Genomic DNA, 24,604 nt, shown 5'->3' on the forward strand with positions numbered 1-24,604 from the left:
CTCTCAAGGGCATCGCGATGCTTTATCCTGAGCCGCGCTTCGTGCCGGGCGGCGATTGTTTCATCGAAGTCGAACTCGGCGATGAAATGAGTTTCGACCTCAATGTGCGTGTTCATGCGCTTGCCGCCGCCATTCGCGCGGCGCGGATTGCGGGCGTCGTCGAGTTGATTCCCGAACTGGCATCTTTGCTTGTGTCCTATGATCCGGACCGTATCTCGTACGCTGACGCCGTCCGTGAAATCCAGGCGTTATCCGACGCGCTTTCGGGTGGCGCAATGCAGGAAATGACCAGCCGGGTCTTCCACGTGCCGCTGCTCTACTACGACCCGTGGACCGCCGAATGCGTCGATGAATATCGCAAGACGTATCCCGACAAGACGCCCGACCCCGAACTGATGTGCGAGCAGAACGGCCTCGCCGACCGCGCCGCGTTACAGCGGGTGCATTGCGCAAGCGAATACTGGGCGGCGGCGCTCGGATTCTGGCCCGGGCTGTGTTCGCTGATGCCGCTCGATCCGCGCTCGCGCCTCAATGCGCCGAAGTACAACCCGCCGCGAGGCTGGACGCCCAAGGGCGCGATAGGTCTTGGCGGCGGCCTTACGTGCATTTATCCGGACCGTACGCCCGGGGGCTACCAGATCTTCGCCCGCACTCCCATGCCGACGTGGGACCGGCATCAACGGCTGGGCGCGTTCCGCGAAAGCCCGGCGTTGTTCCGGCCAGGTGACCGCGTACGTTTCGTGCCGATCCAGCGCGACGAATACGACTTCATTGAAGAAGAAGTGAACGCGGGCCGCTACGTGCATCCGGTGATCGAATACCAGACGTTCTCGGTGCCGAAATATCAGGCCTGGCTGCAAACCCTCGGGAAGGAGTAAGCGATGCTCGATATCGTCAAACCGGGACTCGAGACCACGGTGCAGGAATTGCCCGGTCGCATCGGTCATTGGGAGCAGGGCTTTCCGCCATCCGGGCCGGCCGACGCGTGGTCATTTCGGCTTGCTAATCTTTTGGTTGGCAACGACCGCGATACGGCTGCGCTCGAATGGCAGTTCGTCGGGCCAACGGTGCGCTTTCATCGCGATGGCGCGATCGCGCTGACAGGCGCGGACATGGCCGCGAAGCTCGATGACGCACCCGTGCCAATGTGGGAAACGCTCAACGTTAAAGCAGGGCAGGTGCTGACGTGCGGCGCGGCGCGCACGGGGGCGCGGGGGTATATCGCGGTATCGGGCGGTATTGCGACGGAGCCGGTGCTTGGTTCGCGCGCGACGTTCCATATGGCCGCCATCGGCGGGATGGGCAATGGTGCGCTGAAGAAAGATGACCGCGTGCCGCTCGGCGAGCCGAGCGCGCCGTTCAAGCGGTTTTGTGTGGCAGAAAGCGCCCGCCCGCCGATCGATCCCGCCCTTCGCACCAGCGCCGCTTCAAGGCGTGTTGCCGCCATGCTCGGTCCCAACGATGCATGGCTCGACCCGCACGCCATCGACATGTTCTTCGAAAGCGAGTGGACGGTTCAGGCGCGAAGCAACCGCACGGGGTTGAGGCTGACCGGACCCGAGTTCACCTTCTCTGAGCGCGCTTATTCGAAGCGGCCCGAGCATGGGCACGAACCATCGAACATTCTTGACCACGGTTATCCGGTCGGCGGCATCAGCGTTGCGGGGCAGACGGCGATTGTGCTGATTCACGACGCGCCGAGTGCCGGCGGTTTCATCATTCCGTTCACGGTGCCGCGCTGCGATTTATGGCGCCTGGGGCAAGCGCGGCCGAATGAAAACCTGCGCTTTCGCCGCGTGACCATGGACGAAGCCAACGCGCAACGCCGGCGTATCGATGCGTTGTGCACGGCGGACGCACTGATCGAAACGACTACTCGAGCATGACCTGTAACGCAATCCAAGGATGACAACCAGATGGCCGACTTCGAAGTCAAAAGCGAAATCCCGGGGACGTTCTATCGCAGTTCCGCACCCGGCAAGCCGCCGCTCGTTGAAGAAGGGCAACACGTCACGGCCGATACGATAGTCGGGATCGTGGAACTGATGAAACAGTTCAACGATGTACCTGCGGGCGTGGCGGGTGTCGTGCGCAGCTTTGCCGTGGCCGATGGCGACGCCGTTGACGCGGACGCCGTGCTTGTGGTGATCGACACGGGAAGTGCATGACATGACGCGCACGATCAGAAAGGTGTTCATTGCGAACCGCGGTGAAATTGCGGTGCGCATCATTCGAGCGGCGCGGGAGCTTGGTTTGCAAACGGTGCTGGGTTGCAGCGAAGCCGATACCGACAGTCTCGCCGCGCGCATGGCGAACGGTGTCGAGGTGCTGGGTCCGGCGCCTGCCGCGAAGAGTTATCTCGACACGCGTGCGGTCGTTGACGCGGCGCTTCGCAGTGGTGCTGACGCCGTGCATCCGGGGTATGGGTTTTTATCGGAGAACGCGGCTTTTGCGCAGGCGCTCACGGACGCGGGGCTAATCTTCGTGGGACCCTCGCCGGAGACCATTTCGTTGATGGGCGACAAGGCTGCAGCGCGTGCCTGTGCGCGGCGCGCGGGCGTTCCGACCGTACCCGGCAGCGACGGCGTGGTCGAACACGTTGGCGAGGCGCAGCGTGAGGCGCTCAAGGTCGGCTATCCGGTGATGTTGAAAGCGGCTTCGGGCGGCGGCGGACGCGGCATTCGCGTTGCGCAGGACGCAGACGAACTCGCCGCTGAATTCGACAAGGCCACCCGCGAAGCCGAAAGCGCTTTCGGCTATGGCGGCCTTTATCTCGAGCGCTTCGTCGGGCATGCACATCATGTAGAAGTGCAGATCATGGGCGACGGCGTACGCGCGATCCATCTGTACGACCGCGAATGCTCGCTGCAAAGGCGCAGGCAGAAACTGATGGAAGAAGCGCCGTCGCCGTCGCTTGATGATGAAGTTCGCGGACGCTTGTGCGCGTCGGCGGTGGCGCTGGCTGAATCGGTGGGCTACGTGGGCGTAGGCACGATCGAATATTTGTTCGACGCCACGACCTCCGAGTTCTTTTTCATTGAAATGAATACGCGCGTGCAGGTCGAACATCCAGTAACCGAAATGGTGACGGGCATCGATATTGTGCGCGAGTCGCTGCGCCTGGCGACAGGGGAAGCGCTTGGGTTCGCGCAGGAAGACATCGTATTGCGTGGCGCCGCCATCGAATGCCGGATCAACGCGGAGGACCCGGTCAGAAACTTCATGCCGTCGCCGGGGGTTATCGGCAATGTGCGCTTGCCTGGTGGGCCAGGGGTGCGTACGGACACGCATATCTTCGACGGCTACCGCGTGCCGCCATTCTACGATTCGCTGCTTGGCAAGGTGATTGCGTGGGACGTGAATCGCGACGCGGCGATCAGCCGGATGAAACGCGCGTTGACCGAACTGCATGTGGACGGTGTGAAGACCACGCGGGCGCTACATCTGGCATTGCTCGACGACCCCGGCGTGGCGGCGGGCGTTTATGAAACGAGTTACCTGGAAGAGAACATCGAGCGGATCATTCAGGCGATTGCCTGAGCAAAAATGCGGCCCTCGTTATTTGAATGACGCGGATAGACGATCCTTGATGTGCGGATCTAGCATTTCTTCACGGCCGCTATATCAAACACCGCTCGCACGCCGAACCCCAGTTTTTCATACACGCTGGCCGCGCCGGCGTTTCCATCTCTCACGTGAAGAAAGGCGGTATCGCCGCGTTCGAGGATGTTCTCGGCGATAGCCGCGCTCAGTATTTGCGCATAGCGTTTCCCACGATGATCCGGATGCGTGCATACGCCGCTCACTTCGGTGGCGCCATCGAGCCGCATGCGCTCGCCGGCCATCGCAATGAGCATATCGTTCTCATCGAAGATACCTAGATAACGGCCCAGTGTCACTGTTCGCATTTCCATTGGCCCGGGCTGCGCCAACGTTGCAAGCGCGACCATGGCCGGACCATCCGCAAGCGTGAGCGCGCATCGATGAATGGGAAATGAAATGCGTGGGGACCTTGAACGCGGCCTTTGTGCATGTCATCTGGGCAAAGCTATAGCGCCAGTCGACAGACCATCCGTCGGGCGGCGCATGCTTCGCGATCGCAAACACGCCAACCAGCGAGCCCGCACCCGCGACGTCCGCGAGGGCCGTCCAGCAAGCCGGATTGGCGGAGTCCGCGACGGCCGCGATCGGCGAGATGGCCGGTTCATATCGGCGGGCAAGGTCGTTTCCGAAGCTGACTGAGCGTTGCAAGTGGGTTAGCGCGTTCCACGCCGGATTGTCGAGAGGATGCACAGCGCGAAGCTCCTTTGGAAGACTTTCGGGAAAGATGTTGTCTTACCATAAACATCGGACAGTCGAAAATATTCCTCGAACCTCCCTGAAAACGCGGATATCTCTGCTGCCAATAGTGCCTTCGTTGCCGGCCGTTCGCCGCTTCTGTATGGTGTTGCCAGGCGTAAGACATTTGCATGCAGATCACAAAGGGATATCGAATGACATCCGGGACCAGCACACAGACCGAGATTCCGATCCGCACCGATGTATTGATTGTCGGCGCGGGACCTGTCGGGCTTTTCGCGGCATTCGAGGCGGGCGTGATCGGCTTGTCGTGCCAGATCGTGGATACGCTTGGACGCATTGGTGGCCAATGCATCGAGTTGTATCCTGACAAACCCATTTACGACATCCCTGCCATTGCGTCATGTACGGCGCGTGAACTTGTCGACCGGCTGATGGAACAATGCCGCCCGTTCAATCCGCCAATCCATCTGGACCAGCGCGTCGAGACAGTCGAACAGCGCGATGATGGCCGATGGACGGTGACAACAGCGCAGGGCCTCGTCTTCGATACCGCCGCCATCATGCTCGCGGCCGGCAACGGTGCGTTCGTGCCGCAGCGCCTTGCATTGCCCGAAGCCACGCCGCTGGAAGAGCGCTTCGTTCACTACAGCGTGCGATCGCTCGCTGACTTCGCCGATAAAACCGTCGTGGTCGCAGGCGGTGGAGACTCGGCGCTTGATTGGGCGCTGGCCCTGCGCCGGGTTGCGCGTAAGGTGGTGCTGGTTCATCGGCGCAATGGTTTCAGCGCGGTGGCCTCGAGCGTCGACCAGATGAAGCGCGCGGTCGATGCCGGCGAAATGGAGTTCATGATCGGCTCGATTGCCGGCTTGCAGATGCTTGATGACAAGCTTGCGTCCATCGAGATCCGGCAGATTGATGGCATGGCTCAGATCGATGCGGATCATCTCGTTGTGCTTTACGGCCTTGTTGCGGATCTCGGACCAATCGCAAAGTGGGGTTTGGAAATCGTGGGCGGCCGTATCAATGTCGATACTTCGAACTACGAAACTAACCGGCCTGGAGTTTTTGCTGTTGGCGATATCGCGAATTATCCGAACAAACAGAAGCTGATTCTTTCGGGTTTTCATGAGGCATCGCTCGCGCTGCGAAAGGCGTACGCGTACGCTTATCCCGACAAGAAGCGCACGCACGTGCATTCGAGCTACGACGCGGGGCTTGCCGAGCGTATTACATCAAGTGCCGCGCACGATGCAGCTTAGACAGGCACGGCGCACGCGCGAACTTTGCATGAAGACGCGTTGTCCACACGCTCTTTTATCTTCAACTCACGTTGAAATGAACGCGAACATCCTGATGGCTTTCGACTGCTCGACCGTCCTGCATTGCCGGGAAAAAGCGCCATTTTTTCAGGGCATCGAGCAATAACGCGTTCAAGCGTGGATTGGACGTCGGCTTTGATAGTTCCACATCGACGGTTCCGTCCGCGTGAACGTCGAAGCGCGCAATTGCCACAGCTTGATAGGCGTCCTCGCGAAGTTCATCGGGGAGAGCGGGCATGGGTTGGCTGATGACTCGCGCAGCGGAACCTGCCGGCGCCGCGGGCTTTTCGCTCTCCGACGCAGGCATTGATGGCGCTGTTGCTGCAGGAGGAGCCGGTGCAAGGCTTGCGTCACGTGTGGGCGTAGGAGGATGTTCGGCCTTGACGATGGCGTGTTCATCCATAGGCGGCCGCGCTATGCGCGGTTCGGTCGTATGAACGGGCGCGGGATTTAGCCGTGGATGAACCGCTGGTGCAACAGCTTTCGGGCGGGCAGGGGCGAGCTCAGGCGAGGGCGGCGCGAGTTCGACAAGACGCATCTCCACCACCGTCTCCTGGGGCATGGCGGGTTTCGCCGAAACCCGCGAGAGCCGGCTGGCGACCTCAGCGAGCATAAATGTCCATGCCAACACGGCGATCAGAAGCGCAACGCCCAACCTGAAACGCGGTTCATCGAGCAGACCGCTCAAAGGACGCGACCATCTATTCACGATGCACTGCGATCAGAAAATGCGCGGCGCCCCCGCGCTGGGCGGCAAGCATGGCTTGAACGACGGCGCCTTGAGCGGCTTTATCGTCGGCTGCGATCACCACGTTACGATCCGACTTGAGAAGTTGCTTTACGCTGGCTTGAACCTGATCCAGGCGCACCGGATGATGATCCAGAAAGATTCCGTTATTCTGATCGATCGTCATTGTGAGCGGCTGATCTTCAGACATGCGCTCGGCTTGTCCCGACGGCAGATTGATTTTTACCGCGTCGAGTCGTTGCATGGCCAGCGAAGCCAGCATGAAGGTCGCGAGCAGGAAGAACATCACGTCGATCATCGGAATGATTTCTATGCGGCCGCGCTTCGACGCGCGTGTTCTCCTGAATTTCATCGGGCATCACCCGTCTTCGGCGCGTGGTCATCAGCAGCAAGCCGGATCTCGCTGAGACGCTGGTTGGTGTGCACCTCAAGGTCATCGATCAAACGTTCAAGGCGTCGCGAAAAGTAGTTGAACGCAAACAGCGCAAACAACGCGACGATCAACCCGATTGCTGTCGCCACCAGCGATTGCGCGACACCGCCGGTCACTCCACCGGGATTCACGAGTCCGCTGCCGCCGAAGAGCTGGAATGAATGCATCATTCCCACGATGGTCCCGAGTAATCCAAGCAATGGCGCGGCGGTGACGATCGTCTCCAATACCCAGAAGCCGCGGCTCATGTCACGCTCGATTCGCGTTGCCAGAGATTGCGCACGTGTCTCATACAGCCATAGCGGCGTGCCGGGCCGCATGACGAACGTTGCATCCAGGCGCTTGAACGCATGCTGCGCCGGAAGTGTTTCAACATGCGTTGACGGTTCGCCTGCAAAGCGCATGAATACATAAGCGCGATCTATCGTTATGGCAATCGCCAGCACGGCAAGCAGCGTCAGCGGATATACGGCCCATCCACCGACCTGGGCAGCCGCAACGATTCCTCCCCAATCCTGCATGATAAGAACCTTTATCTAGTTATCCAGTGCATTAAAAGTTCTTCGTGATACCCGCATATAACGCAATGTGCGGGCCATACTGCGGCGCACCTACGCCAATGCCCGAACCGTCGCGCAACTCGTAGACGCGATTGAATGCGTTGATGAGAAGCAGACGGCCGTCGAACTTGCCGATGAGCGGCTCCTTGAAGTCGAAGTGATGGATCACGCCCAGGTTGACTTGCGTGTACACCGGAAGGCGATCTGTGTTCGCAAAGCCGCTGCGCAGCCCGCTGCCGACAATCCCGTCGAAAGTGAATGTGGTCGCGCCCAACTGATACGCACCGCCGAACGAAGCCGTCACACGCTGGTCGTGATCGAGGAATACGAAGTGGCTGCCGATAAAGGCGAGTTCGTCCGGACCGAAGTTGAACTGTGCAGAGTCGATGTCCTTGCCCTGAGCACGGCTGAACGCCACGTTCATGTACGCAGAGACGTTGCCTTGTTTATAGTTGCTGGTAAATTCCACGCCGTACACGCGACCGTACTGGTAGTTGAACGGCGTGAAAATCAGTGCGGTGCCGAACTGGCCTTCATCGAGCAGATTGGTCGATTTCTTGTAGTACGCGTCCACACCTACGGTGATTGCGGATGTCAGCCGTTGTGTGACACCGAGATCGAAATAGTGGCTGCGCTCTGGTTGAACCGGATCGTTCTGTGTCGATGTCTGCGCGGTCGTTCCAGCAAATCTCGCAATGTCCGCGCCGGATACGAGTTCGAATGCCGGTGGCGTGAAATAGCGCGAATACCCCGCATGCACGGTCGTGGATGGCGTCAGCGCATACACCAGTCCAACGCGCGGACTAAGCTGGCTCGCGCTCACATATTCGTCCATCTTGTCGTAGCGCAGACCGTAGTTGATCGTGAGCTTGTCAGTAACCTTCCACTCGTCCTGAACGTATGCGCTGTAAAGGTAGCCCGTCTTGCTGCTGGAATCCGGTACGTTGAACGGTTGGTCGGATAGCTGGTTGCCGTCCTCATCGGCGGGAAAGACGCTCAGGTTATTGTCGAAAACCGCGTGTTCCTGCTGAAACGAAATGCCCGCGCGCAGCGTGTGTTTTGCGTTGAGCCGGTAGGTGGTATCCGCTTGTACGCCATTCGCGCTGTCACTATGAAAATCGCTCGCCGCCACGCCGTTAAAAAGCAGATCGCCGACGGGATCAGGATTGAATTGCGTGCGTGAATAACGGGTGAAGAGCGCAACCTGATAGTCGAGTGCGCCGCCGTTCGTGCCCTGCAAGGCGACTACTGCGAACTGGTTGAGTTCGGACTGTGTTTCGTTGAGCTTGCTTGAGTCGAACGTGGTGTTGCCATTCAACGTGAAGTTGGTCGGCAAACCCGCCGTGTTGGGAATGTCGAACTGGTTGCTCGTCGTGCCGAACATCAGGCTCACGCGCGTGAGCGGATTGATGATGTACGACATGAGCCCGAATGCATCGCCCTGGCGCGTGTGATCGTGAATAGCGTTTGCGCTCGACGTGGGGTTTTCGATCCCCAGGTTGTTCTCGCCCACCGAGCCGCTGAAATAGTAGCTGAATGGTCCCTTGCTGCCGAACACGTCGGCGCTGGTCTTGATGGTTTGATGACTGCCACCGAAAACATCGATGGAGCCGCCGTCGCCCTGGTCCCCGCTTTTCGTATGAATATCGACAATGCCGGCGGTCCGGTCCCCATACTGAGCAGGCAAGGCGCCAGTCAGCAGATTCAACTGGTCGATGATCCGGGTATCCAGCGATTGACCGAAGCCGCTGATTGGCTCAGGAATGATGACGCCATTGATTCGGTACTGCAGATTTGCGTGGTCCCCGCGCACGTGCAACTGGCCATACGAATCGCTCGCCACGCCCGGCGCCTGTAGCAGCACCTGATTGAGTGGCGTGTCCTGTCCGGCCGGAAGGGTATTGATATCGGCCTGACTGAACCGGTAAACACTGCTGCCCGTTTCCGGCAGCAAGCCGTTGCGCGCCCGGTCGAGTCGTTTTGCGTTGACCTGTACATCGAGCGCGTCGCTTTTTGAAAGCGATACGGACACCGAAGCATCACTGCCATCGTTCGCGGTCGCGATGCTGCTGCCGCTCGCATACCCAGGCGCGGCCACGACGACCGCATACGTGCCCGCACTCACGTTGTGGACCACGAAATGCCCGCCCGTGTCCGTGCTGGCTGTTCCAGCGGAAGCGCCGCTCGCGTTCTGCAGCATAACGTTGGCGTTCGCGACGGGTTTTCCCGCGCTGTCGGTTACAGAGCCGGATATGGTGCCATCAGGTCCGGCTGCGTAGGCTTCAGCCGCGGCTATCTGGGCGAACAGCAATAACGCTGCATGAGCGAAGAGCGTGCGATTTTTCATCGATTGTTTTTTGTGCGTGAGTGGTGGCGATGTGTGCAGCGGGTCAGGCGGTCGCATCTTCCTGAGCGCTGTTCTTGTGTCCAATGCCGCTTGAATAATGTAATGTTATAACATTCATAATCAAAACCGCCATCATTTTTCACGGTGAAATAAATGAGAAAGTTACCTGTAACTGTTTTGTCGGGATTCCTGGGTGCGGGTAAAACCACGCTTTTGAACCACATCCTGAACAATCGTGAAGGGCGAAGAGTCGCCGTAATCGTGAATGACATGAGCGAGGTCAACATCGATGCCGCGTTGATTCGCAACGGCGGCGCCGAGCTTGCACGCACGGATGAAAAGCTTGTCGAGATGAGCAACGGTTGCATTTGCTGCACGTTGCGCGAAGACCTTTTGCTCGAGGTGAACCGCCTGGCAAAGGAGGGCCGCTTCGACTATCTCGTGATCGAATCGACGGGCGTATCCGAGCCGTTGCCGGTCGCGGAGACCTTCACGTTTGCCGACGAAGAAGGGCAAAGCCTCTCCGATGTCGCGCGGCTCGATACCATGGTCACCGTGGTGGATGCGTTCAACTTCCTGAGGGACTACAGTTCGGCCGACAGCCTGCAGGCGCGCGGCGAATCGCTTGGCGGGGAAGACACGCGCACGGTGGTCGACCTGTTGGTCGAGCAGATCGAGTTTTGCGATGTCATCGTGCTGAACAAGATCGATCTTGTGAGTGGTGACGACCGTATTCGGCTCATGGCAATCCTGGGCGGCCTCAATCCTCGTGCAAGGATCGAGATAGCCGAATTTGGCCAGCTAGACCTCGACAAGGTTCTCGATACCAGCCTGTTCGATTTTGATGAGGCATCCAAAGCACCTGGCTGGCTCACGGCGCTGCGCGGCGAACATACATCCGAAGCGGAAGAGTACGGCATCACCAACTTTGTGTATCGGGCGCGCCGGCCGTTTCATCCCGGGCGATTCTGGCAACTCATCGAAAGCGAATGGCCGGGCGTGATGCGTTCGAAGGGCTTTTTCTGGCTCGCCAGCCGGCCGACATATGTTGGATCGTGGTCGCAGGCTGGCGGCGTATGCCGTCATGGCGCGATGGGATTGTGGTGGGCCGCGGTGCCGAAGTCCTATTGGCCGCAGGATGCCGAATCGCTTCAGGCGATCGATGACGACTGGGATCCGCAAGTCGGCGACGCGCGGCAGGAGCTTGTGCTGATCGGCATCGATATGAACGAAGCGGCGCTGCGCGCGCGCCTCGATGCGTGTCTTCTCACCGATGCGGAAATGGCGCAGGGACCCGAAGCGTGGCGCCGTTTCAACGATCCTTTTCCTGCGTGGCGTCACGAAGATGAAGTGGCGTATTAAGCGGAGATGAAGCCTGCGAGCGGAGCGCACGAGGCGCGCACCAGTCGCTTGATGCGTACCAGACTGGGCGCGGGTGTTCATGCGGCAAACGTTGCATTGCCTTGACCGCACAATCGCAGGCTGACAAGTCGTTTTACCAGCGCAGGAAACGCGGACCCAGCAACGCGCCGATCAAGGTGGCGAGCACCATGCCGAGCACATACCAGACGGCCCAGAATGCGACGCTCATTTCGGGGCAATGGAGGCAGTACGCCATGGTCGCGATGGTTCCCGCCAGCATGCCGCCGGCGGCGCCCGCAAGACGCAGCCGCGTGGGCGCAAGTCCGCGAATTGCCCAGAACACGGCGACAAAAGCCGGCACCGACAGCAGCACGATATTGAACGGGCATGAGCGCCACGTTGTACCCATCACGAGCGGAACACGGGCGTCGGGGGACACGAGGCACAAAACCGCCACGGCCGCGCTCCATACAACGAGGATGGGGACCGCCGGCATCGCCCAAAATGCGCCGATGCGGGTCCCCGGCCGTGACAGGCGCGCCGCCAGAAACAGTGCACACGCGGCAAGTGTCGCGGGGAATGCGAAGCGCGCCCAAAACAACGGCGTGCGAGATACCACCGCGAAGTCGTGACGCAAGCCGTAGATCGCGAGCATGAGCACGAACGAACCCAGGCCGCCCAGCAGCAACGCGCGCACGAAACGGCGTCGGGACAGGCCGGTGTCGACGGACGTCACGCCTGTCGAGAGAAGCGAAATCAGGTCCTCGGTTTTCATGCGGTGCCTCGAATCTTTGCTGCCAGCGCCTTCAGTCCACGATGGATGCCCACTTTAACAGCCGACTCCGACATGCCTGTCAGCGCTGCCGTTTCCGTGACGGAAAGCCCTTGCAGCTTGACATGGACGATCGGCAACCGGTGACGCTCGGGCAACTGATCGAGCAGCTTGCCAATGTCGCGCCTGGCGTCGGCGGGTTCTTCATCCGAGGTCGCGAAGATATCGAGCGTTTCGTCCAGCGGGTCGTTCAGTGCTTCGCGCCGCGATCTTGCACGGAAAAAATCCATCAGCTTGTAGCGCGCAATGGCGTGCACCCACGCCGTCAGCGGTTCGCCGGGACGATACGTGTGGCGGCTGTTGTGCACTGCAAGCAAGATCTCCTGCACGACGTCTTCAATATCGTCCTGAAGGTAATAAATACGTTTTCTCAGAAAACCTCGCAAATGCCGGGTCAGGTCGTCGAGGAACGCGCGATACGCGGCGGCGTCGCCATCCAGGCCGCGTACGAATAGCGCCCGGAGTCGTTCTTCAACGCCTGATACGGCACCACCTTGTGTTATTCGCTTCATCGCGGCATCGGGTTACAGCGCGCTCCAGATAAAAAAAGCGGCAGGGCGTCGAACGACCTGCCAGACACAAAACGACCGGATTGTGCCGCATCGCCTTGCCGATGTCGATGCCGCCCAGCCGCCGACGAAGGCTGAAGCGCTCAGCGTGCGGCGTCCGGATAATTCGATGGAAACAGCGCCCGGCGCGCTTCGTCATCCAGTTCACGCTTGAACGTGAGGTCCCGGCCGACGGCGCGGGCGCGCGCCACGGCCGGCCGGGCGCTGATGGTATCGAAGAAGCGGCGCAGATTCGGGAACGCCGCGAGCGGCTCCGCGTCGCCGGGCAGGACCCGCGGCGCGCGCTCGAGCCAGCCCCAGGCGGACATGTCGACAATCGAATACTCTTCGCCGACGATGTATTCGCGCCTGGCGAGATGCTCGTCGAGCACGCGGTAATGCCGCTCGATTTCCCGCCGATAACGATTGATTGCATACGGCAGTTTCTCCGGTGCGGCATGCTGGAAATGCACTGCCTGACCGGAAAACGGGCCGAGGCCTGAACTGATGAAGAAAAGCCATGAGAGCAGTTCAGGCCGGTCTGCGGGCATTGCGCAAAAGCGCTGGGTTTTCTCCGCGAGATAGAGGAGGATCGCGCTGGAATCGAACACGCGTGCTTCCTTGCCGCCAGGGCCTTCCGTGTCCACGATCGCAGGGACCTTGCCGTTCGGGTTGACGCTGCGAAACGCCGCCAGATGTTGTTCGCCTTTGCTGGTATCGACGGGGATGATTTCGTATTCCAGTCCCGACTCTTCGAGAAAAAGCGCGACTTTCGCGGGATTGGGCGTGGGATGAAAGTAGAAGCGGATCATGTCTTCCTGGAATTGGAGAGCGGTGAGGGCGGCTTGCGGGTCCGGCTGTCCGAGCTTTTGACCGGTCGTTTTAGAGTATCCGATGACGTATGGGATGGCAACCGTGCGCTGTCAGGCGAATGAATGCCGCGGTGGGAGGGCGATCAACATATGCATGACCAGAAAGCTAAGGATACCTACTAAAGTAAGCAACAAAAAATCGGCAAGCGCGCAGTACCGGTGATCGTTTTGTTCCTCAGCCTCGATCTGGCTCCTTGCAATGTCGCAACAGCGGATTTTTGGCGAGGTTTAATCCAGGTTTAAATATCGGCTGCCAGTGTAAAAACCGGGCGCAAGCGCTGACGCCAGATGTGGCGAGTCTGCACATTCACCCACAAAGCCTGTGTTTTGATAAACAATACCGGCACCGCACGTACTCGTGAGCTTCGAAACTACATCGCCGATGCCCGACCACCGTTTGCAATTAATCACGCCCGACACGCATTGCGTTGCCATCGACCTGGTCTACGCAACCGACCGCAATCTCACCGGCAAACCGATCTACAAGGCGGCACACTGCCTGCTGCTGAGCCCTGCTGAAACCGCGCTGAAAAAGGCTGTCGAACTGGCTGGGCATATTGGCATGACGCTCAGGATTTTCGATGCCTACCGGCCGCCGCAAGCGCAGCAAGTGTTGTGGGACTTCCTGCCTGACCCGACTTATATAGCGGACCTGAAGCGCGGCTCGAACCACAGCCGCGGCACGGCGGTCGACCTTACCCTGGTCGACGCCAGCGGTCAGGACCTAGACATGGGCACTGGTTTCGACGAAATGTCGGTGGCCTCCGAGCACTTCCATGCGGACTTACCCGAACATGTGCAACGCAACCGCACGCTCTTGCTTGGCGTGATGCACGGCGCGGGCTTCACGCATATTCCGAGTGAGTGGTGGCACTACGAATTGCCGGGCTCGCGCGAGCTTCCTGTTATCGATAATGCGGACAGTGGTCCTTTGCGCCTGATGTAAAAGCACAGCAGGGACACTCTCAACTTCCACGGAGCGAGTATGAAACGAGCATTGCGTGACGCGCTGGCAATCATCACGGTGATGTCTATTTTAAGCTTGACCAGCATGAGCTTTGCAAACGCGGCCACGCCGAAGGACATGCTGGTAATGGCGACCCTGCTCGATGAATTCACCACCCTCGATCCTGGTGAGATCTATGAACTGGTGCCACAGGAATACGTCGCGAACACCTACGATCGCCTGATTCGCGTTGATCTTAAAGACCCGGCGCGCTTCAATGGCGACGTGGCGCAATCATGGGCCGTGAGCCAGGACGGATTGACGTTCACGTTCAAGATCAGACCGGGTCTCAAGTTCCATTCGGGCAATCCGCTCACCGCCGACGATGTGGCATGGTCGATCCAGCGCACCGCATTGCTCGACAAAGGCGCGGCGGCCGTGCTGGCCGGCATTGGGCTGACCAAGGCAAACGCGCTGCAGAACGTGAAGAAAATCGACGATACAACGGTCTCCATCACGACCGATCAGAAGTACGCGCCGACTTTCGTGCTGAACGTGCTCGGTTCATGGCCAGCTTCCGTGCTCGACCGAAAACTGCTTGAATCGCACGCCAAGGGCAACGATTTTGGCAACGAGTGGCTGAAGACGAACGAGGCGGGATCGGGCGCGTACAAGCTCGTGAAGTGGACCGCGAACGACAGCGTCGTGCTTCAGCGTTTCGATGGTTATCGCGTGCCGCTTGCCATGAAGCGTATTGTGATGCGGCATGTGCCCGAAGCGTCGAGCCAGCGCCTGATGATAGAGAACGGCGATATTGATGTGGCGCGCGACCTGAGTTCGGATGACCTCGCCACGCTCACGAAGAGGGGCACGATTCGCGTGACATCGGTTCCGCAGGCGACGCTGATGTATCTCGGCTTGAACAACAAGAACCCGAATCTTGCGAAGCCGGACGTGCAGGAAGCCATGAAATGGCTCATCGACTACAACGGCATTCAGCACAATATCGTGCGCACGACTTACAAGGTTCACGAGGCGTTTCTGCCCGAGGGATTTCTCGGTGCGCTAAACACCAACCCGTATCATCAGGACGTTGCAAAGGCGAAGGCGCTGCTCGCGAAGGCCGGCGTTCCGAACGGATTCACCGTGAAGATGGACGTGCGCAACGACTCGCCTTATGGCGAAATCGCGCAGGCGGTGCAGGCGAATCTGGCGCAAGGCGGTATCAAGGTCGAATTGATCTCAAGCGACAACAAGCAGACGCTTGGCAAATATCGGGCGCGCCAGCACGATATCTACATCGGCGAATGGTCGGCTGACTATATCGATCCGCATAGCAATGCGCAGGGCTTCGCATGGAATCCGGATAACTCCGACAACTCCAGCTTCAAGATGCTTGCATGGCGCAATTCGTGGGACATTCCGCAATTGACGAAAGAGACGCAGGCCGCGCTCGAGGAGTCGTCGACCGCGAAACGCGCGCAGCGCTACGAAGCGATGCAAAAGGAAGTGCTTGACCATTCGCCCTTCGTGATCATGTTCCAGAAGGTCTCGCAGGTCGCGGTCCGGCCGGGTGTGACCGGACTGGAAGTGGGGCCGATCTTCGATCTGGTGTCGTATCGTGACCTGAAGAAACAATGAGCGTGGCGGCGCGGCTTACCATTTTCCAACGTGCGCGCGGTGTGCTTGCCGGTCATGCCGGCGTGCGCCGCGGATGGTTGCTGGTGCGCTGGATGTTGATGCTCGCGGTGACTTTTATTGGATTGCTGGGCGTGACGTTTTTTATCGGACGAAAGATTCCTATCGATCCGCTGCTCGCCATGCTCGGCGAGCGGGCTTCGCCGCAGGCCTACGCAGCGGCGCGTCTCGCGCTCGGGCTCGACAAGCCGTTGATCGTTCAGTTTTTCATCTATGTACGTGACGTGCTGCATGGCAATCTGGGCATGTCGCTGCTGACGTCAAACCCGGTTGTCGATGACATCAAGCGCGTCTTTCCCGCAACTCTCGAACTTGCCACGCTGTCCACTTTCATGGGCATTGTGATTGGTGTGCCGCTTGGCGTGGCCGCCGCGGTAAAGCACAACCGCTGGATCGATCACGTCGCGAGGTTCATCGGACTGGCGGGAAGCTCGTTACCGGTGTTCTGGCTTGCGCTGATGGGCCTGCTGTTGTTCTATGCCAAATTACACTGGGTATCCGGACCGGGCCGCATCGATCCGCTCTACGATGGCCTGGTCGATACACGCACCGGCAGTCTGCTGATCGATTCCATCATTGCAGGCGAATGGGACGTGCTGAAAAATGCGCTCTCGCATATCGTGCTGCCCGCTGCCATTCTCGCGTTCTATTCCATTGCATACCTGAGCCGCATGACGCGATCCTTCATGCTCGAACAGTTGAGCCAGGAATACATTGTGACGGCGCGCGCGATGGGTCTGAGCGAGCGCCGCGTGATCTGGCGTCATGCGTTCGGCAATATCGCGGTGCCGTTGCTGACCGTGATCGCGCTCGCTTATAGCTATTTGCTCGAAGGGTCGGTCCTCACGGAAATCGTGTTTGCGTGGCCGGGGATAGGTTCATATCTGACAGGTGCGCTGCTCAACGCCGACATGAACGCCGTGCTCGGCAGCACACTGGTGATCGGCGCGACATTCATCACGCTCAATTTGCTGACGGACGCGCTGTATCGAGTATTCGATCCACGCGCTCAATGAACGCCAAAGGTTCTCGACGTGCTTCCCTCTACCAATTCGACTCCAATGACGAAACTGCGCAGGGACTGGCAGGCGTGGCTGTTGACGGACACACCCGCGTCCCGCAGGCAGGCTGCGCTGGGGTTGGCGTATCGGCGCTGGCGGCGGTTTTCGAGCAATCCGCTCAGCGTGTTCGGACTCGCGATCTTGCTTTTGCTGATTGTGTTCGCCGCAATCGGTCCGTTGCTTCCACTTCACGATCCCTTGCGCCAGGTGCTTGGCGACCGTTTGCTGCCGCCGGGTTCGCCTTCGCATTGGTTCGGCACCGATCAACTCGGCAGGGATATCCTCGCGCGCCTCGTCATTGGATCGCGGCTGACGTTGAGCATTGCGATCCTGGTCGTGGTGCTGGTGGTGCCCGTGGGATTGCTGATCGGCACGGCGGCGGGTTTCTGCGGCGGATTCATCGATACCGTCCTCATGCGTCTTACCGACATTGCGCTTGCGTTTCCGAAGATCGTGCTGGCGCTCGCGTTTGCCGCCGCGCTCGGGCCGGGCGTGATCAACGCGGTGATCGCGATTTCCATCACGGCGTGGCCGCCGTATGCGCGTCTCGCTCGGGCCGAAACGTTGCGTCTCGTGCAAGCCGATTTCATTCACGTTGCGCGCCTGCAAGGGGCGTCGTCCATGCGGATCTTGTTGCGTTATATCGTGCCCATGTGTTCGTCGTCAGTGATCGTTCGCGCGACGCTCGACATGGCGGGCATCATCCTGACCGTTGCAGGGCTGGGTTTTCTGGGGCTCGGCGCGCAGCCGCCGAGTCCTGAATGGGGCTTCATGGTGGCGTCGGGACGCGGCGTGCTGCTCGATGCGTGGTGGGTCGCGACCATTCCGGGCATTGCAATTCTGCTGGTCAGCCTTGCGTTCAATCTGCTCGGCGACGGCCTGCGCGATGTCTTCGATCCTCGTCAGGGAGGCTGACATGCAAGCCGGCAAGCTTTGCGAAATCGATAACCTGCGTATTGCATTCGAGGCTCACGACGGCTCGCTGACCGAAGCCGTGCGCGGCGTTTCGCTGACGCTTGCAAAGGGCGAGCGGCTTGGGATTGTCGGCGAATCGGGATCGGGTAAATCGTTGACGGGCCGCGCGTTGCTCGGGCTCCTGCCGGCATCGGCGCGTTGGTCGGCCGACGCCATGCGCATCGACAATCAGGACCTTCTAGCCATGCATCCGAAAGAGCGGCGGCGTTTGTGCGGCACGCAGATGAGCATGATCCTGCAGGACCCCAAGTATTCGCTGAATCCGGTCATGACCGTTGCGCAGCAAATGCGCGAGGCGTTCGGGCGGCAATCGCCAAAGTCGAGTGCGAAGGCAATGCGTGAGCGCATTGTCGAGGCGCTGGCGGCCGTGCATATACGTGATCCGCGGCGCGTCGCCGGCGCTTATCCGCATGAGCTTTCCGGCGGCATGGGCCAGCGCGTGATGATTGCGATGATGGTTTCATCGGGCCCGAAATTGCTGATCGCCGACGAACCCACCAGCGCGCTCGACGTACTCGTTTCCATGCAAGTTCTCGCCGTCCTCGACGAGATGATCGCGAAGCACAACACCGGCTTGATCTTCATCAGCCACGACCTGCCGCTCGTGATGTCGTTCTGCGACCGCGTCATGGTGATGGTCGGCGGTCGCGTCGTTGAAACCTGCGCGGCGCGAGATCTCGCGCATGCGCAGCATCCGTACACGTGCGCCTTGCTCGCCGCAAGCCCGCCGCTGCGCAATCCGCCCGATCAACTGCCCGTGCTTCAACGCGACGCGGCATGGTTCGCCGAGGCCGCGCGATGATCGATGCAAACGGGGTACAGGTCCGCTTCAAGACCAAAACCGGTTTTGCCGACGCGGTGCGCTCGGCGACGTTTCATGTGGACGAAGGCGAGGTGTTCGGGCTCGTGGGTGAATCGGGCTCGGGCAAGTCGACCGTGCTGCGTGCGCTGACCGGGCTCGCGCCCATTGCCAGCGGGTCGATGCGCATCGGCCGTCATCTGCTTGGCGAGCGCATTGACCGGGCGTTCAGGCGCGAAGTGCAAATGGTGTTTCAGGATCCGTACGGGTCGCTGTATCCGCGCTTCACGGTCGACCAGACCTTGCGCGAACCGCTGTCGATCAATGGCATGAATCGCCACGACGAGCGCATCCTCGACGCACTGCGTGAAGTGGGTCTTGGACCGGCCTTTCGCTTCCGGTACGCGCATCAGCTGTCGGGCGGACAGCGCCAGCGCGTGGCCATAGCGCGGGCGCTGATTGTCGAGCCGCGCGTGCTGCTGCTCGATGAACCGACATCCGCGCTCGATGTATCGGTGCAGGCGGAAATCCTGAATCTGCTGCGGCGGCTGCATCGCGAGCGCAATCTCACCATGATGCTCGTCAGCCACAACATGGCGGTGGTCGGATTTTTATGTCAGCGCGTGGCGGTGATGCGCGATGGAGATATTGTCGAGCAGCTTCCCGTTGAAGCGGTGCGGGAGCAGAATGTGGCGCATGAATACACGCGAAGCTTGTTGCTCGCCACGCAAGGATATACGCGAAGAACGGACGATTCAGGCGGCCGCGAGCCGTTTGATAGAATAGGGCGTTAGCTGGTGGCATCCCCGAAGCGCGCGTGACGCCGGGATCGCTTTCGTGGCTATCAGGCTTTCGTGGCGGCCCGCAGGTCCTGCTGGCGCCCAACGCAGCTCAAACGCAACCCCAAACGTGACAGTCCGGCCCGACCCGCTTTATCGACTACGTTCGAAAACCGGGTTGCCGGCACCTAAAACGCCGATGAAACTGCTAGATGCCCTGGTCGAACAGCGAATTTCGGCCGCAGCCGCGCGCGGTGAGTTCGACAATCTGCCCGGCGCGGGCGAGCCGCTGGAATTCGACGACGACGCACTGGTCCCCGAAGAAGTTCGCGTTGCCAACCGCATTATGAAAAACGCCGGTTTTGTGCCTCCTGCCGTGGAACATCTGCGGGCGTTGCGCGATCTGCAAAACGAAGCGGGCGAGGCGGAAGATCCGGCGACGCGCGTCAAACTGCAGGCCAAGATGCTCGCGCTCGACATGGCGCTCGAGTCATTGCGGGGCAATTGCGCCGTGGTGCCGCTTGAGTATCGGCGGCGCATTGCGCAGCGCCTGTCCGACCGCTGGTCGGAGCAGGAAAAGACCGCCGACGCCGCCGCGCACGATCAGGCCGGGCAAAAGTGATTGCCGTCTCCAAGTCTGCATCCGCGGATGAAATCGATTCCACCGCCGCCGAGCGCGACCGCCGTTTCATGGCGCTCGCGCAAGCCGCCGCCGAAAAAGCGCGCGCGCTAGGGGAAGTGCCCGTTGGCGCGGTGCTGGTGCGCGGGGACGACGTGATCTCGACCGGTTTCAATCATCCTATTGGCGCGCACGACCCGTCGGCACACGCTGAAATGGCCGCGTTGCGCGCGGCGTCCATCGCGCTCGAAAACTACCGGTTGCCCGGCTGCGAGTTGTTCGTCACGCTTGAACCGTGCATCATGTGCGCCGGCGCGATCATGCATGCGCGTATTGCGCGCGTGGTGTTCGGTGCGCACGACCCCAAGACAGGCGCGTGCGGCAGTGTTGTCGATGCGTTTGCCATCGGCAACCTGAACCATCACACGACCGTTACCGGTGGCATACTCGGCGAAGAATGCGCCAACGCGCTACGCAGCTTCTTCGCCGAGCGCCGCCGCGAAACGAAAGCCGCGCGCGACGCCCGCAACGCCGGCCTGGCTGACCCTACAGATCCGCTTCTACCCCGCCCATGACCCTTCGCGCACGCACTATCGATCTGGTTGCTCCTTCCGGTTACCCCGCTCTGGAACCTGTTGAACGTGCGATCACGCGCCTGCAGGAGCAGGGACATACGCTCGAAAACGCGGCTTCCGCATGGCGCAGATATCAGCGCTTCGGCGGCACGGACAGCGAGCGCGCGTCGGACATCAACCGGCTCGCCGATTCATCGCGTCCGTTGCCGGAAATCGTTTTGGCGGTCAGAGGCGGTTATGGTGCTTCACGGATCCTGCACGGCCTCGACTACGACGGTTTGCAACGGCGCTTGCGTGATCGGCCTGTCGTGCTTGTCGGTCATAGCGACTTCACGGCCCTTCAGCTCGCGCTATTTGCACGCGCAGGCATCAAGACCTTTGGCGGGCCAATGCTCACCGCCGATTTTGGCGCGGAGGAGCCAAGCACGTTCACGATGGATCACTTCTGGAATGCGATCACGAAGCCGTCGCTCACAGTGACGAGCGATGCCCCACAAGCGCAATCCGCCGATGTAACCGGCATGCTGTGGGGTGGCAATCTCGCGATGATCGCGTCATTGATCGGCACGCCATACATGCCGCTGGTGGAGGGCGGGATTCTGTTTCTCGAAGACGTGAACGAGCATCCGTTTCGGGTCGAGCGGATGATTTATCAGCTTCACATGTCCGGCATTCTTGCGCGGCAGCAAGCTCTCGTGCTGGGCCAGTTCACCGGCGTCAAACTGTCTGAATACGACAACGGCTACACGTTCGAGACAATGGTCGAACAAGTGCGCTCTTTGGTTGGGATTCCGGTCGTGACCGGATTGCAGTTCGGGCATGTGCCGGATCTGTTGACGTTGCCGTTCGGTGCGACTGCGCATCTGGTCGCAAAGCCTGACGGTTTTGAACTCGCGCTTTCCGATTTTCCGCATTTGACCTGAGCGGCTTAAAAAGCCAATAACAGAAAGCGTCCCCGGGGCGCTTTTTTTGTAAGTGCGCACTTGGATTGGGCGGAAATGCACGACTTTCGTGCTTTAGATTGTCAACAAAATAAGCGTTTGAACGATGAGGGAAATTACCTAACTCGGTCGCGAACGCCTTTATTTAAAGGGTTCAGTGCAGGAACATCTCGTTGAAACTGGCAAGCATCATCGATTTCTCGTCAGAAATTGTTGACAGTTTTTATGTCCGTCATAAGATGCAATACATACAAGCGAACGCGATCATGTCCGAAGCCAAAGTGAGCGATTTATCGAAGGTAAGCGTCATCGGCAATGCGGCGCCAGCCGCAGCGGCGACGGCCGAGTCGATCGCGGCGAACATTCGCGACGCGATTCTCGAGCATCGTCTGGCGCCTGCAGCCAAGCTGACAGAAGCGCAGTTATGCGAAGTATTCGATGTAAAGCGCGGAACGGTGCGTCAAGCCCTTGCACAACTCGCGGGCGAGCGCCTGGTCGATCTTGAGCCAAACCGCGGGGCATTCGTGGCGAGCCCTTCGGTGCAGGAAGTGCATGAGGTGTTCGAGATGCGGCGCATCGTGGAATTGGCGGTGGTCGAGCGCATTTGCAGCGGTCACGGCACACGTCGTTTGAAGTCGATCAGCGCCACCATTGGGCGTGAACGCAAAGCATATGAAAGCCGCGATTTTTCATCGTGGATCAGGCTGTCTGGCGAGTTTCACAAGGAGCTTGCGCAGCTTACCGGCAATACCGTTTTGTGCGAATGCCTGTCTGGGCTCGTGGCGCGCTCCACGTTGATATCGGCGTTATACGAGTCGCTTGGCCGTAGCTCCTGCAGTTTTGAGGATCACGAAGAGATACTCGCTGCGCTGGACGCGGGCGACGCCCCGCAAGCCGCTGAACTGATGGCGCGTCATTTACAGGACGTGGAAATGAAAATGCTTGATCGACCCGCACGCGGTGCCGTCGATCTGCAGAAGTCTTTGCCAAACCGAAGGTGCCTGGGCGCGAGAAACGCGCCTGAACAGAGCCTGAGCGGTGTGATGAGCACGCGACCGCACTCGTGGGCGCGAAGCGATTGTCTTAACTGAAAGTCGAATGAACCTTAAGGTCCGCATTAAATGAATGCGTGACTTCACCATGCTTTTCCTGAGTGCATGTGCACATGCGTGCGTGCCGAATAGACATATTGCGTCGGCGCCAAGGTTTATGCGGCGACTAAGGCGCTAAACGAATCGACGAAAAGAACGCCACGCGAAGACCTTGCGAAGGCGTCTTTAGATATACGACGTTGCATCACAGTCGCTAATCCAAAGCGGCGCGATTGCCAAGTTCATTCAAGGAGAAGTCATGGTTCAATTCAGCGCGACCCCTGGCAGTGCTGCAATACCCGCTTACGACGATTCAGGACGGGACCCGGACCATCCGGCCGGATATAGCGATCGTCTTTATAACGACGACCTTGCGCCTCTCAAACATCAGACCTGGAGCGCATACAACATCTTTGCTTTCTGGATGTCGGACGTTCACAGCGTGGGCGGTTATGTGTTCGCAGGAAGTCTGTTCGCACTGGGCCTCACGAGTTGGCAAGTGCTGGTTTCGCTGCTGGTTGGAATCGGTATCGTCAATGTGTTGTGCAACCTGATCGCAAAACCGAGCCAGCAGGCCGGCGTTCCTTATCCCGTGGCATGCCGCGCAACGTTTGGCGTGTTGGGCGCAAACCTTCCTGCGGTAATCCGTGGCCTGATTGCAGTCGCGTGGTATGGCATCCAGACGTTCCTCGCGTCGAGTGCGCTCGTGATCGTGCTGCTGAAATTCATGCCGCAATGGATGCCTTACGCCGATGTACACAAATACGGTTTCGCCGGATTGTCGGCATTGGGCTGGGCTGGTTTCATGTTGCTGTGGGTTTTGCAAGCCGTCGTTTTCTGGCGTGGGATGGAGATGATCAAGAAGTTCATCGACTTCGCAGGACCGGCGGTCTATGTCGTCATGTTCATTCTTGCGGGCTACATGGTGTGGCGCGCAGGGTGGCGCAACATTGGCTTGAATCTTGGCGGCGTGAAGTATCACGGCATGGAAGTCGTGCCTGTCATGATCACGGCAATCTCCCTGGTCGTGTCGTATTTCTCCGGACCCATGCTCAATTTCGGCGACTTTTCGCGATACTGCAAAAGCTATAAGAGCGTAAAGCGTGGAAATTTCTGGGGATTGCCGGTCAACTTCCTCGCATTCTCGCTGGTCACGGTGGTGACGACAGCCGCCACGTTGCCCGTCTTCGGTCAACTGATCACGGATCCGGTCGAGACCGTGGGCCGTATCGACCAGCCGACTGCGGTCATTCTGGGCGCGCTGACTTTCACGATAGCGACGATTGGCATCAACATTGTCGCGAACTTCGTTTCACCAGCTTTCGATTTCTCTAACGTTGCACCGCGTTTGATTAGCTGGCGCATGGGCGGCATGATGGCGGCGGTGGCGTCGGTGTTCATCACGCCGTGGAATCTTTTCAACAACCCTGCTGTGATCCATTACACGCTCGACGTGCTCGGCAGTTTTATCGGACCGCTGTATGGCGTGCTGATCGTGGACTTCTACTTGATGAAGCGAGGCAAGTTCAATGTGGAAGAGTTGTACACGACGTCGGAGACGGGACGTTACTGGTACAACAACGGCGTCAACTGGCGCGCGGTTATAGCGTTGTTGCCGGCGGCGGCAATTGCGATTGCATGCGTGATGGTGCCTGCGCTGCAGGGCTCGGCGAACTTCTCCTGGTTCATCGGGGCAGGATTGGGCGGCGTGTTTTACTGGATCATCGCGGACAAGAAATCAGCGTCCAATTTTGCTTGAGAAACCGTCATGCCGCGCATTGGCTTGAGCGGCATGAC

Annotated in this window: 25 protein-coding genes; 17 read left to right on the plus strand and 8 right to left on the minus strand. The window is 59.6% G+C overall.

From position 1 onward, the window contains the following. The first annotated feature begins 17 nt into the window (after positions 1–17). The 4 genes from ACRWA7_RS23065 to ACRWA7_RS23080 are packed head-to-tail and all read left to right on the plus strand — an operon-like array spanning position 18 to position 3,540. The gene (locus tag ACRWA7_RS23065; RefSeq protein ID WP_438396317.1) at positions 18–878 is read left to right on the plus strand and encodes a 5-oxoprolinase subunit B family protein; all 861 of its coding nucleotides are present in this window, start codon (positions 18–20) and stop codon (positions 876–878) included. Positions 879–881: 3 nt separating this feature from the next. After that, complete coding sequence (locus ACRWA7_RS23070; RefSeq protein WP_438396318.1) at positions 882–1,886, plus strand: biotin-dependent carboxyltransferase family protein; 1,005 nt, start codon at positions 882–884, stop codon at positions 1,884–1,886. 30 nt (positions 1,887–1,916) lie between these two features. Continuing rightward, positions 1,917–2,168 (plus strand): acetyl-CoA carboxylase, encoded by a 252-nt coding sequence (locus ACRWA7_RS23075; protein ID WP_060816611.1) that lies wholly within the window; start codon positions 1,917–1,919, stop codon positions 2,166–2,168. Between the two features lies 1 nt (position 2,169). Further along, positions 2,170–3,540: an acetyl-CoA carboxylase biotin carboxylase subunit gene (locus tag ACRWA7_RS23080; protein WP_438396320.1), complete on the plus strand. Its 1,371-nt coding sequence runs from the start codon at positions 2,170–2,172 to the stop codon at positions 3,538–3,540. A gap of 59 nt (positions 3,541–3,599) precedes the next feature. Here ACRWA7_RS23080 and ACRWA7_RS23085 read toward each other — a convergent pair whose 3' ends face one another. After that, positions 3,600–3,914: a GNAT family N-acetyltransferase gene (locus tag ACRWA7_RS23085; protein ID WP_438396321.1), complete on the minus strand. Its 315-nt coding sequence runs from the start codon at positions 3,912–3,914 to the stop codon at positions 3,600–3,602. 579 nt (positions 3,915–4,493) lie between these two features. Here ACRWA7_RS23085 and ACRWA7_RS23090 point away from each other — a divergent pair. Then, entirely contained in the window at positions 4,494–5,561 is a 1,068-nt protein-coding gene (locus ACRWA7_RS23090; protein ID WP_060817132.1) for an NAD(P)/FAD-dependent oxidoreductase, read from the plus strand. Positions 5,562–5,622: 61 nt separating this feature from the next. Here the strand turns inward: ACRWA7_RS23090 and ACRWA7_RS23095 are convergent, their stop codons facing one another. From ACRWA7_RS23095 to ACRWA7_RS23110, 4 genes are read right to left on the minus strand one after another with little or no spacing between them, the layout of a single operon-like run. Next, entirely contained in the window at positions 5,623–6,330 is a 708-nt protein-coding gene (locus ACRWA7_RS23095; RefSeq protein WP_438396322.1) for an energy transducer TonB, read from the minus strand. Beyond that, positions 6,323–6,721, minus strand: a complete 399-nt coding sequence (locus ACRWA7_RS23100) for an ExbD/TolR family protein (RefSeq protein WP_438396323.1) — start codon at positions 6,719–6,721, stop codon at positions 6,323–6,325. Before ACRWA7_RS23100 ends, ACRWA7_RS23095 begins: the two co-directional genes overlap by 8 nt. Further along, positions 6,718–7,323 (minus strand): MotA/TolQ/ExbB proton channel family protein, encoded by a 606-nt coding sequence (locus tag ACRWA7_RS23105; RefSeq protein ID WP_438396325.1) that lies wholly within the window; start codon positions 7,321–7,323, stop codon positions 6,718–6,720. Before ACRWA7_RS23105 ends, ACRWA7_RS23100 begins: the two co-directional genes overlap by 4 nt. Before the next feature lie 31 nt (positions 7,324–7,354). Then, complete coding sequence (locus ACRWA7_RS23110) at positions 7,355–9,709, minus strand: TonB-dependent receptor (protein WP_438396326.1); 2,355 nt, start codon at positions 9,707–9,709, stop codon at positions 7,355–7,357. Positions 9,710–9,862: 153 nt separating this feature from the next. Between ACRWA7_RS23110 and zigA the strand changes: the two genes are divergently transcribed. Continuing rightward, positions 9,863–11,071: a zinc metallochaperone GTPase ZigA gene (zigA, locus tag ACRWA7_RS23115; protein ID WP_060816604.1), complete on the plus strand. Its 1,209-nt coding sequence runs from the start codon at positions 9,863–9,865 to the stop codon at positions 11,069–11,071. A 133-nt stretch (positions 11,072–11,204) separates the two neighbouring features. On the opposite strand, the gene ACRWA7_RS23120 is transcribed toward zigA, so the two are convergent. From ACRWA7_RS23120 to ACRWA7_RS23130, 3 genes are all read right to left on the minus strand, one after another. Continuing rightward, the gene (locus tag ACRWA7_RS23120) at positions 11,205–11,846 is read right to left on the minus strand and encodes a DUF1109 domain-containing protein (protein WP_438396328.1); all 642 of its coding nucleotides are present in this window, start codon (positions 11,844–11,846) and stop codon (positions 11,205–11,207) included. Next, the gene (locus ACRWA7_RS23125; protein WP_438396330.1) at positions 11,843–12,415 is read right to left on the minus strand and encodes a sigma-70 family RNA polymerase sigma factor; all 573 of its coding nucleotides are present in this window, start codon (positions 12,413–12,415) and stop codon (positions 11,843–11,845) included. The genes ACRWA7_RS23120 and ACRWA7_RS23125 overlap by 4 nt, the downstream gene beginning before the upstream one ends. Positions 12,416–12,555: 140 nt before the next feature. Further along, positions 12,556–13,263 (minus strand): glutathione S-transferase family protein, encoded by a 708-nt coding sequence (locus ACRWA7_RS23130; protein ID WP_438396332.1) that lies wholly within the window; start codon positions 13,261–13,263, stop codon positions 12,556–12,558. 442 nt (positions 13,264–13,705) lie between these two features. Between ACRWA7_RS23130 and ddpX the strand changes: the two genes are divergently transcribed. The 11 genes from ddpX (at position 13,706) to ACRWA7_RS23185 (ending at position 24,566) form a co-directional block, all read left to right on the plus strand. Further along, entirely contained in the window at positions 13,706–14,269 is a 564-nt protein-coding gene (gene ddpX, locus ACRWA7_RS23135) for a D-alanyl-D-alanine dipeptidase (RefSeq protein ID WP_438396754.1), read from the plus strand. 81 nt (positions 14,270–14,350) lie between these two features. After that, positions 14,351–15,910: an ABC transporter substrate-binding protein gene (locus ACRWA7_RS23140; protein WP_438396756.1), complete on the plus strand. Its 1,560-nt coding sequence runs from the start codon at positions 14,351–14,353 to the stop codon at positions 15,908–15,910. A gap of 92 nt (positions 15,911–16,002) precedes the next feature. Further along, complete coding sequence (locus ACRWA7_RS23145) at positions 16,003–16,983, plus strand: ABC transporter permease (RefSeq protein ID WP_438396758.1); 981 nt, start codon at positions 16,003–16,005, stop codon at positions 16,981–16,983. A gap of 45 nt (positions 16,984–17,028) precedes the next feature. Beyond that, positions 17,029–17,943 carry an ABC transporter permease gene (locus ACRWA7_RS23150; protein WP_438396333.1) on the plus strand — a complete coding sequence of 305 codons (915 nt, stop codon included), beginning with the start codon at positions 17,029–17,031 and terminating at the stop codon, positions 17,941–17,943. A gap of 1 nt (position 17,944) precedes the next feature. Further along, positions 17,945–18,805: an ABC transporter ATP-binding protein gene (locus ACRWA7_RS23155; protein ID WP_438396334.1), complete on the plus strand. Its 861-nt coding sequence runs from the start codon at positions 17,945–17,947 to the stop codon at positions 18,803–18,805. Continuing rightward, a complete protein-coding gene (locus ACRWA7_RS23160; RefSeq protein WP_438396335.1) occupies positions 18,802–19,596 on the plus strand; it encodes an ABC transporter ATP-binding protein in 795 nt (264 codons plus the stop codon). Before ACRWA7_RS23155 ends, ACRWA7_RS23160 begins: the two co-directional genes overlap by 4 nt. Positions 19,597–19,780: 184 nt before the next feature. Further along, the gene (locus ACRWA7_RS23165) at positions 19,781–20,203 is read left to right on the plus strand and encodes a DnaJ family domain-containing protein (RefSeq protein WP_060857092.1); all 423 of its coding nucleotides are present in this window, start codon (positions 19,781–19,783) and stop codon (positions 20,201–20,203) included. Beyond that, on the plus strand, positions 20,200–20,775 hold the full coding sequence (tadA, locus tag ACRWA7_RS23170; protein WP_438396336.1) for a tRNA adenosine(34) deaminase TadA: 576 nt from the start codon (positions 20,200–20,202) through the stop codon (positions 20,773–20,775). Before ACRWA7_RS23165 ends, tadA begins: the two co-directional genes overlap by 4 nt. Beyond that, positions 20,772–21,698 (plus strand): muramoyltetrapeptide carboxypeptidase, encoded by a 927-nt coding sequence (ldcA, locus tag ACRWA7_RS23175; RefSeq protein ID WP_438396337.1) that lies wholly within the window; start codon positions 20,772–20,774, stop codon positions 21,696–21,698. Before tadA ends, ldcA begins: the two co-directional genes overlap by 4 nt. Positions 21,699–21,982: 284 nt before the next feature. Next, on the plus strand, positions 21,983–22,807 hold the full coding sequence (locus ACRWA7_RS23180) for a GntR family transcriptional regulator (protein ID WP_438396339.1): 825 nt from the start codon (positions 21,983–21,985) through the stop codon (positions 22,805–22,807). Positions 22,808–23,066: 259 nt separating this feature from the next. After that, positions 23,067–24,566 (plus strand): NCS1 family nucleobase:cation symporter-1, encoded by a 1,500-nt coding sequence (locus ACRWA7_RS23185; protein ID WP_438396341.1) that lies wholly within the window; start codon positions 23,067–23,069, stop codon positions 24,564–24,566. Positions 24,567–24,604 lie beyond the last annotated feature (38 nt).

It is taken from the genome of Caballeronia sp. DA-9, from assembly GCF_051615025.1.
GTDB classification, from domain to species: domain Bacteria; phylum Pseudomonadota; class Gammaproteobacteria; order Burkholderiales; family Burkholderiaceae; genus Caballeronia; species Caballeronia sordidicola.

Excerpts from the sequence above, each read along its gene's own strand:
- ACRWA7_RS23065 (WP_438396317.1), top strand. The coding sequence starts at position 18 with ATGCTTTATCCTGAGCCGCGCTTCGTGCCGGGCGGCGATTGTTTCATC.
- ACRWA7_RS23070 (WP_438396318.1), top strand. The coding sequence starts at position 882 with ATGCTCGATATCGTCAAACCGGGACTCGAGACCACGGTGCAGGAATTG.
- ACRWA7_RS23075 (WP_060816611.1), top strand. The coding sequence starts at position 1,917 with ATGGCCGACTTCGAAGTCAAAAGCGAAATCCCGGGGACGTTCTATCGC.
- ACRWA7_RS23080 (WP_438396320.1), top strand. The coding sequence starts at position 2,170 with ATGACGCGCACGATCAGAAAGGTGTTCATTGCGAACCGCGGTGAAATT.
- ACRWA7_RS23085 (WP_438396321.1), bottom strand. The coding sequence starts at position 3,914 with ATGGAAATGCGAACAGTGACACTGGGCCGTTATCTAGGTATCTTCGAT.
- ACRWA7_RS23090 (WP_060817132.1), top strand. The coding sequence starts at position 4,494 with ATGACATCCGGGACCAGCACACAGACCGAGATTCCGATCCGCACCGAT.
- ACRWA7_RS23100 (WP_438396323.1), bottom strand. The coding sequence starts at position 6,721 with ATGAAATTCAGGAGAACACGCGCGTCGAAGCGCGGCCGCATAGAAATC.
- ACRWA7_RS23105 (WP_438396325.1), bottom strand. The coding sequence starts at position 7,323 with ATGCAGGATTGGGGAGGAATCGTTGCGGCTGCCCAGGTCGGTGGATGG.
- ACRWA7_RS23110 (WP_438396326.1), bottom strand. The coding sequence starts at position 9,709 with ATGAAAAATCGCACGCTCTTCGCTCATGCAGCGTTATTGCTGTTCGCC.
- zigA (WP_060816604.1), top strand. The coding sequence starts at position 9,863 with ATGAGAAAGTTACCTGTAACTGTTTTGTCGGGATTCCTGGGTGCGGGT.
- ACRWA7_RS23120 (WP_438396328.1), bottom strand. The coding sequence starts at position 11,846 with ATGAAAACCGAGGACCTGATTTCGCTTCTCTCGACAGGCGTGACGTCC.
- ACRWA7_RS23125 (WP_438396330.1), bottom strand. The coding sequence starts at position 12,415 with ATGAAGCGAATAACACAAGGTGGTGCCGTATCAGGCGTTGAAGAACGA.
- ACRWA7_RS23130 (WP_438396332.1), bottom strand. The coding sequence starts at position 13,263 with ATGATCCGCTTCTACTTTCATCCCACGCCCAATCCCGCGAAAGTCGCG.
- ddpX (WP_438396754.1), top strand. The coding sequence starts at position 13,706 with ATGCCCGACCACCGTTTGCAATTAATCACGCCCGACACGCATTGCGTT.
- ACRWA7_RS23140 (WP_438396756.1), top strand. The coding sequence starts at position 14,351 with ATGTCTATTTTAAGCTTGACCAGCATGAGCTTTGCAAACGCGGCCACG.
- ACRWA7_RS23145 (WP_438396758.1), top strand. The coding sequence starts at position 16,003 with ATGTTGATGCTCGCGGTGACTTTTATTGGATTGCTGGGCGTGACGTTT.
- ACRWA7_RS23150 (WP_438396333.1), top strand. The coding sequence starts at position 17,029 with ATGACGAAACTGCGCAGGGACTGGCAGGCGTGGCTGTTGACGGACACA.
- ACRWA7_RS23155 (WP_438396334.1), top strand. The coding sequence starts at position 17,945 with ATGCAAGCCGGCAAGCTTTGCGAAATCGATAACCTGCGTATTGCATTC.
- ACRWA7_RS23160 (WP_438396335.1), top strand. The coding sequence starts at position 18,802 with ATGATCGATGCAAACGGGGTACAGGTCCGCTTCAAGACCAAAACCGGT.
- ACRWA7_RS23165 (WP_060857092.1), top strand. The coding sequence starts at position 19,781 with ATGAAACTGCTAGATGCCCTGGTCGAACAGCGAATTTCGGCCGCAGCC.
- ldcA (WP_438396337.1), top strand. The coding sequence starts at position 20,772 with ATGACCCTTCGCGCACGCACTATCGATCTGGTTGCTCCTTCCGGTTAC.
- ACRWA7_RS23180 (WP_438396339.1), top strand. The coding sequence starts at position 21,983 with ATGTCCGAAGCCAAAGTGAGCGATTTATCGAAGGTAAGCGTCATCGGC.
- ACRWA7_RS23185 (WP_438396341.1), top strand. The coding sequence starts at position 23,067 with ATGGTTCAATTCAGCGCGACCCCTGGCAGTGCTGCAATACCCGCTTAC.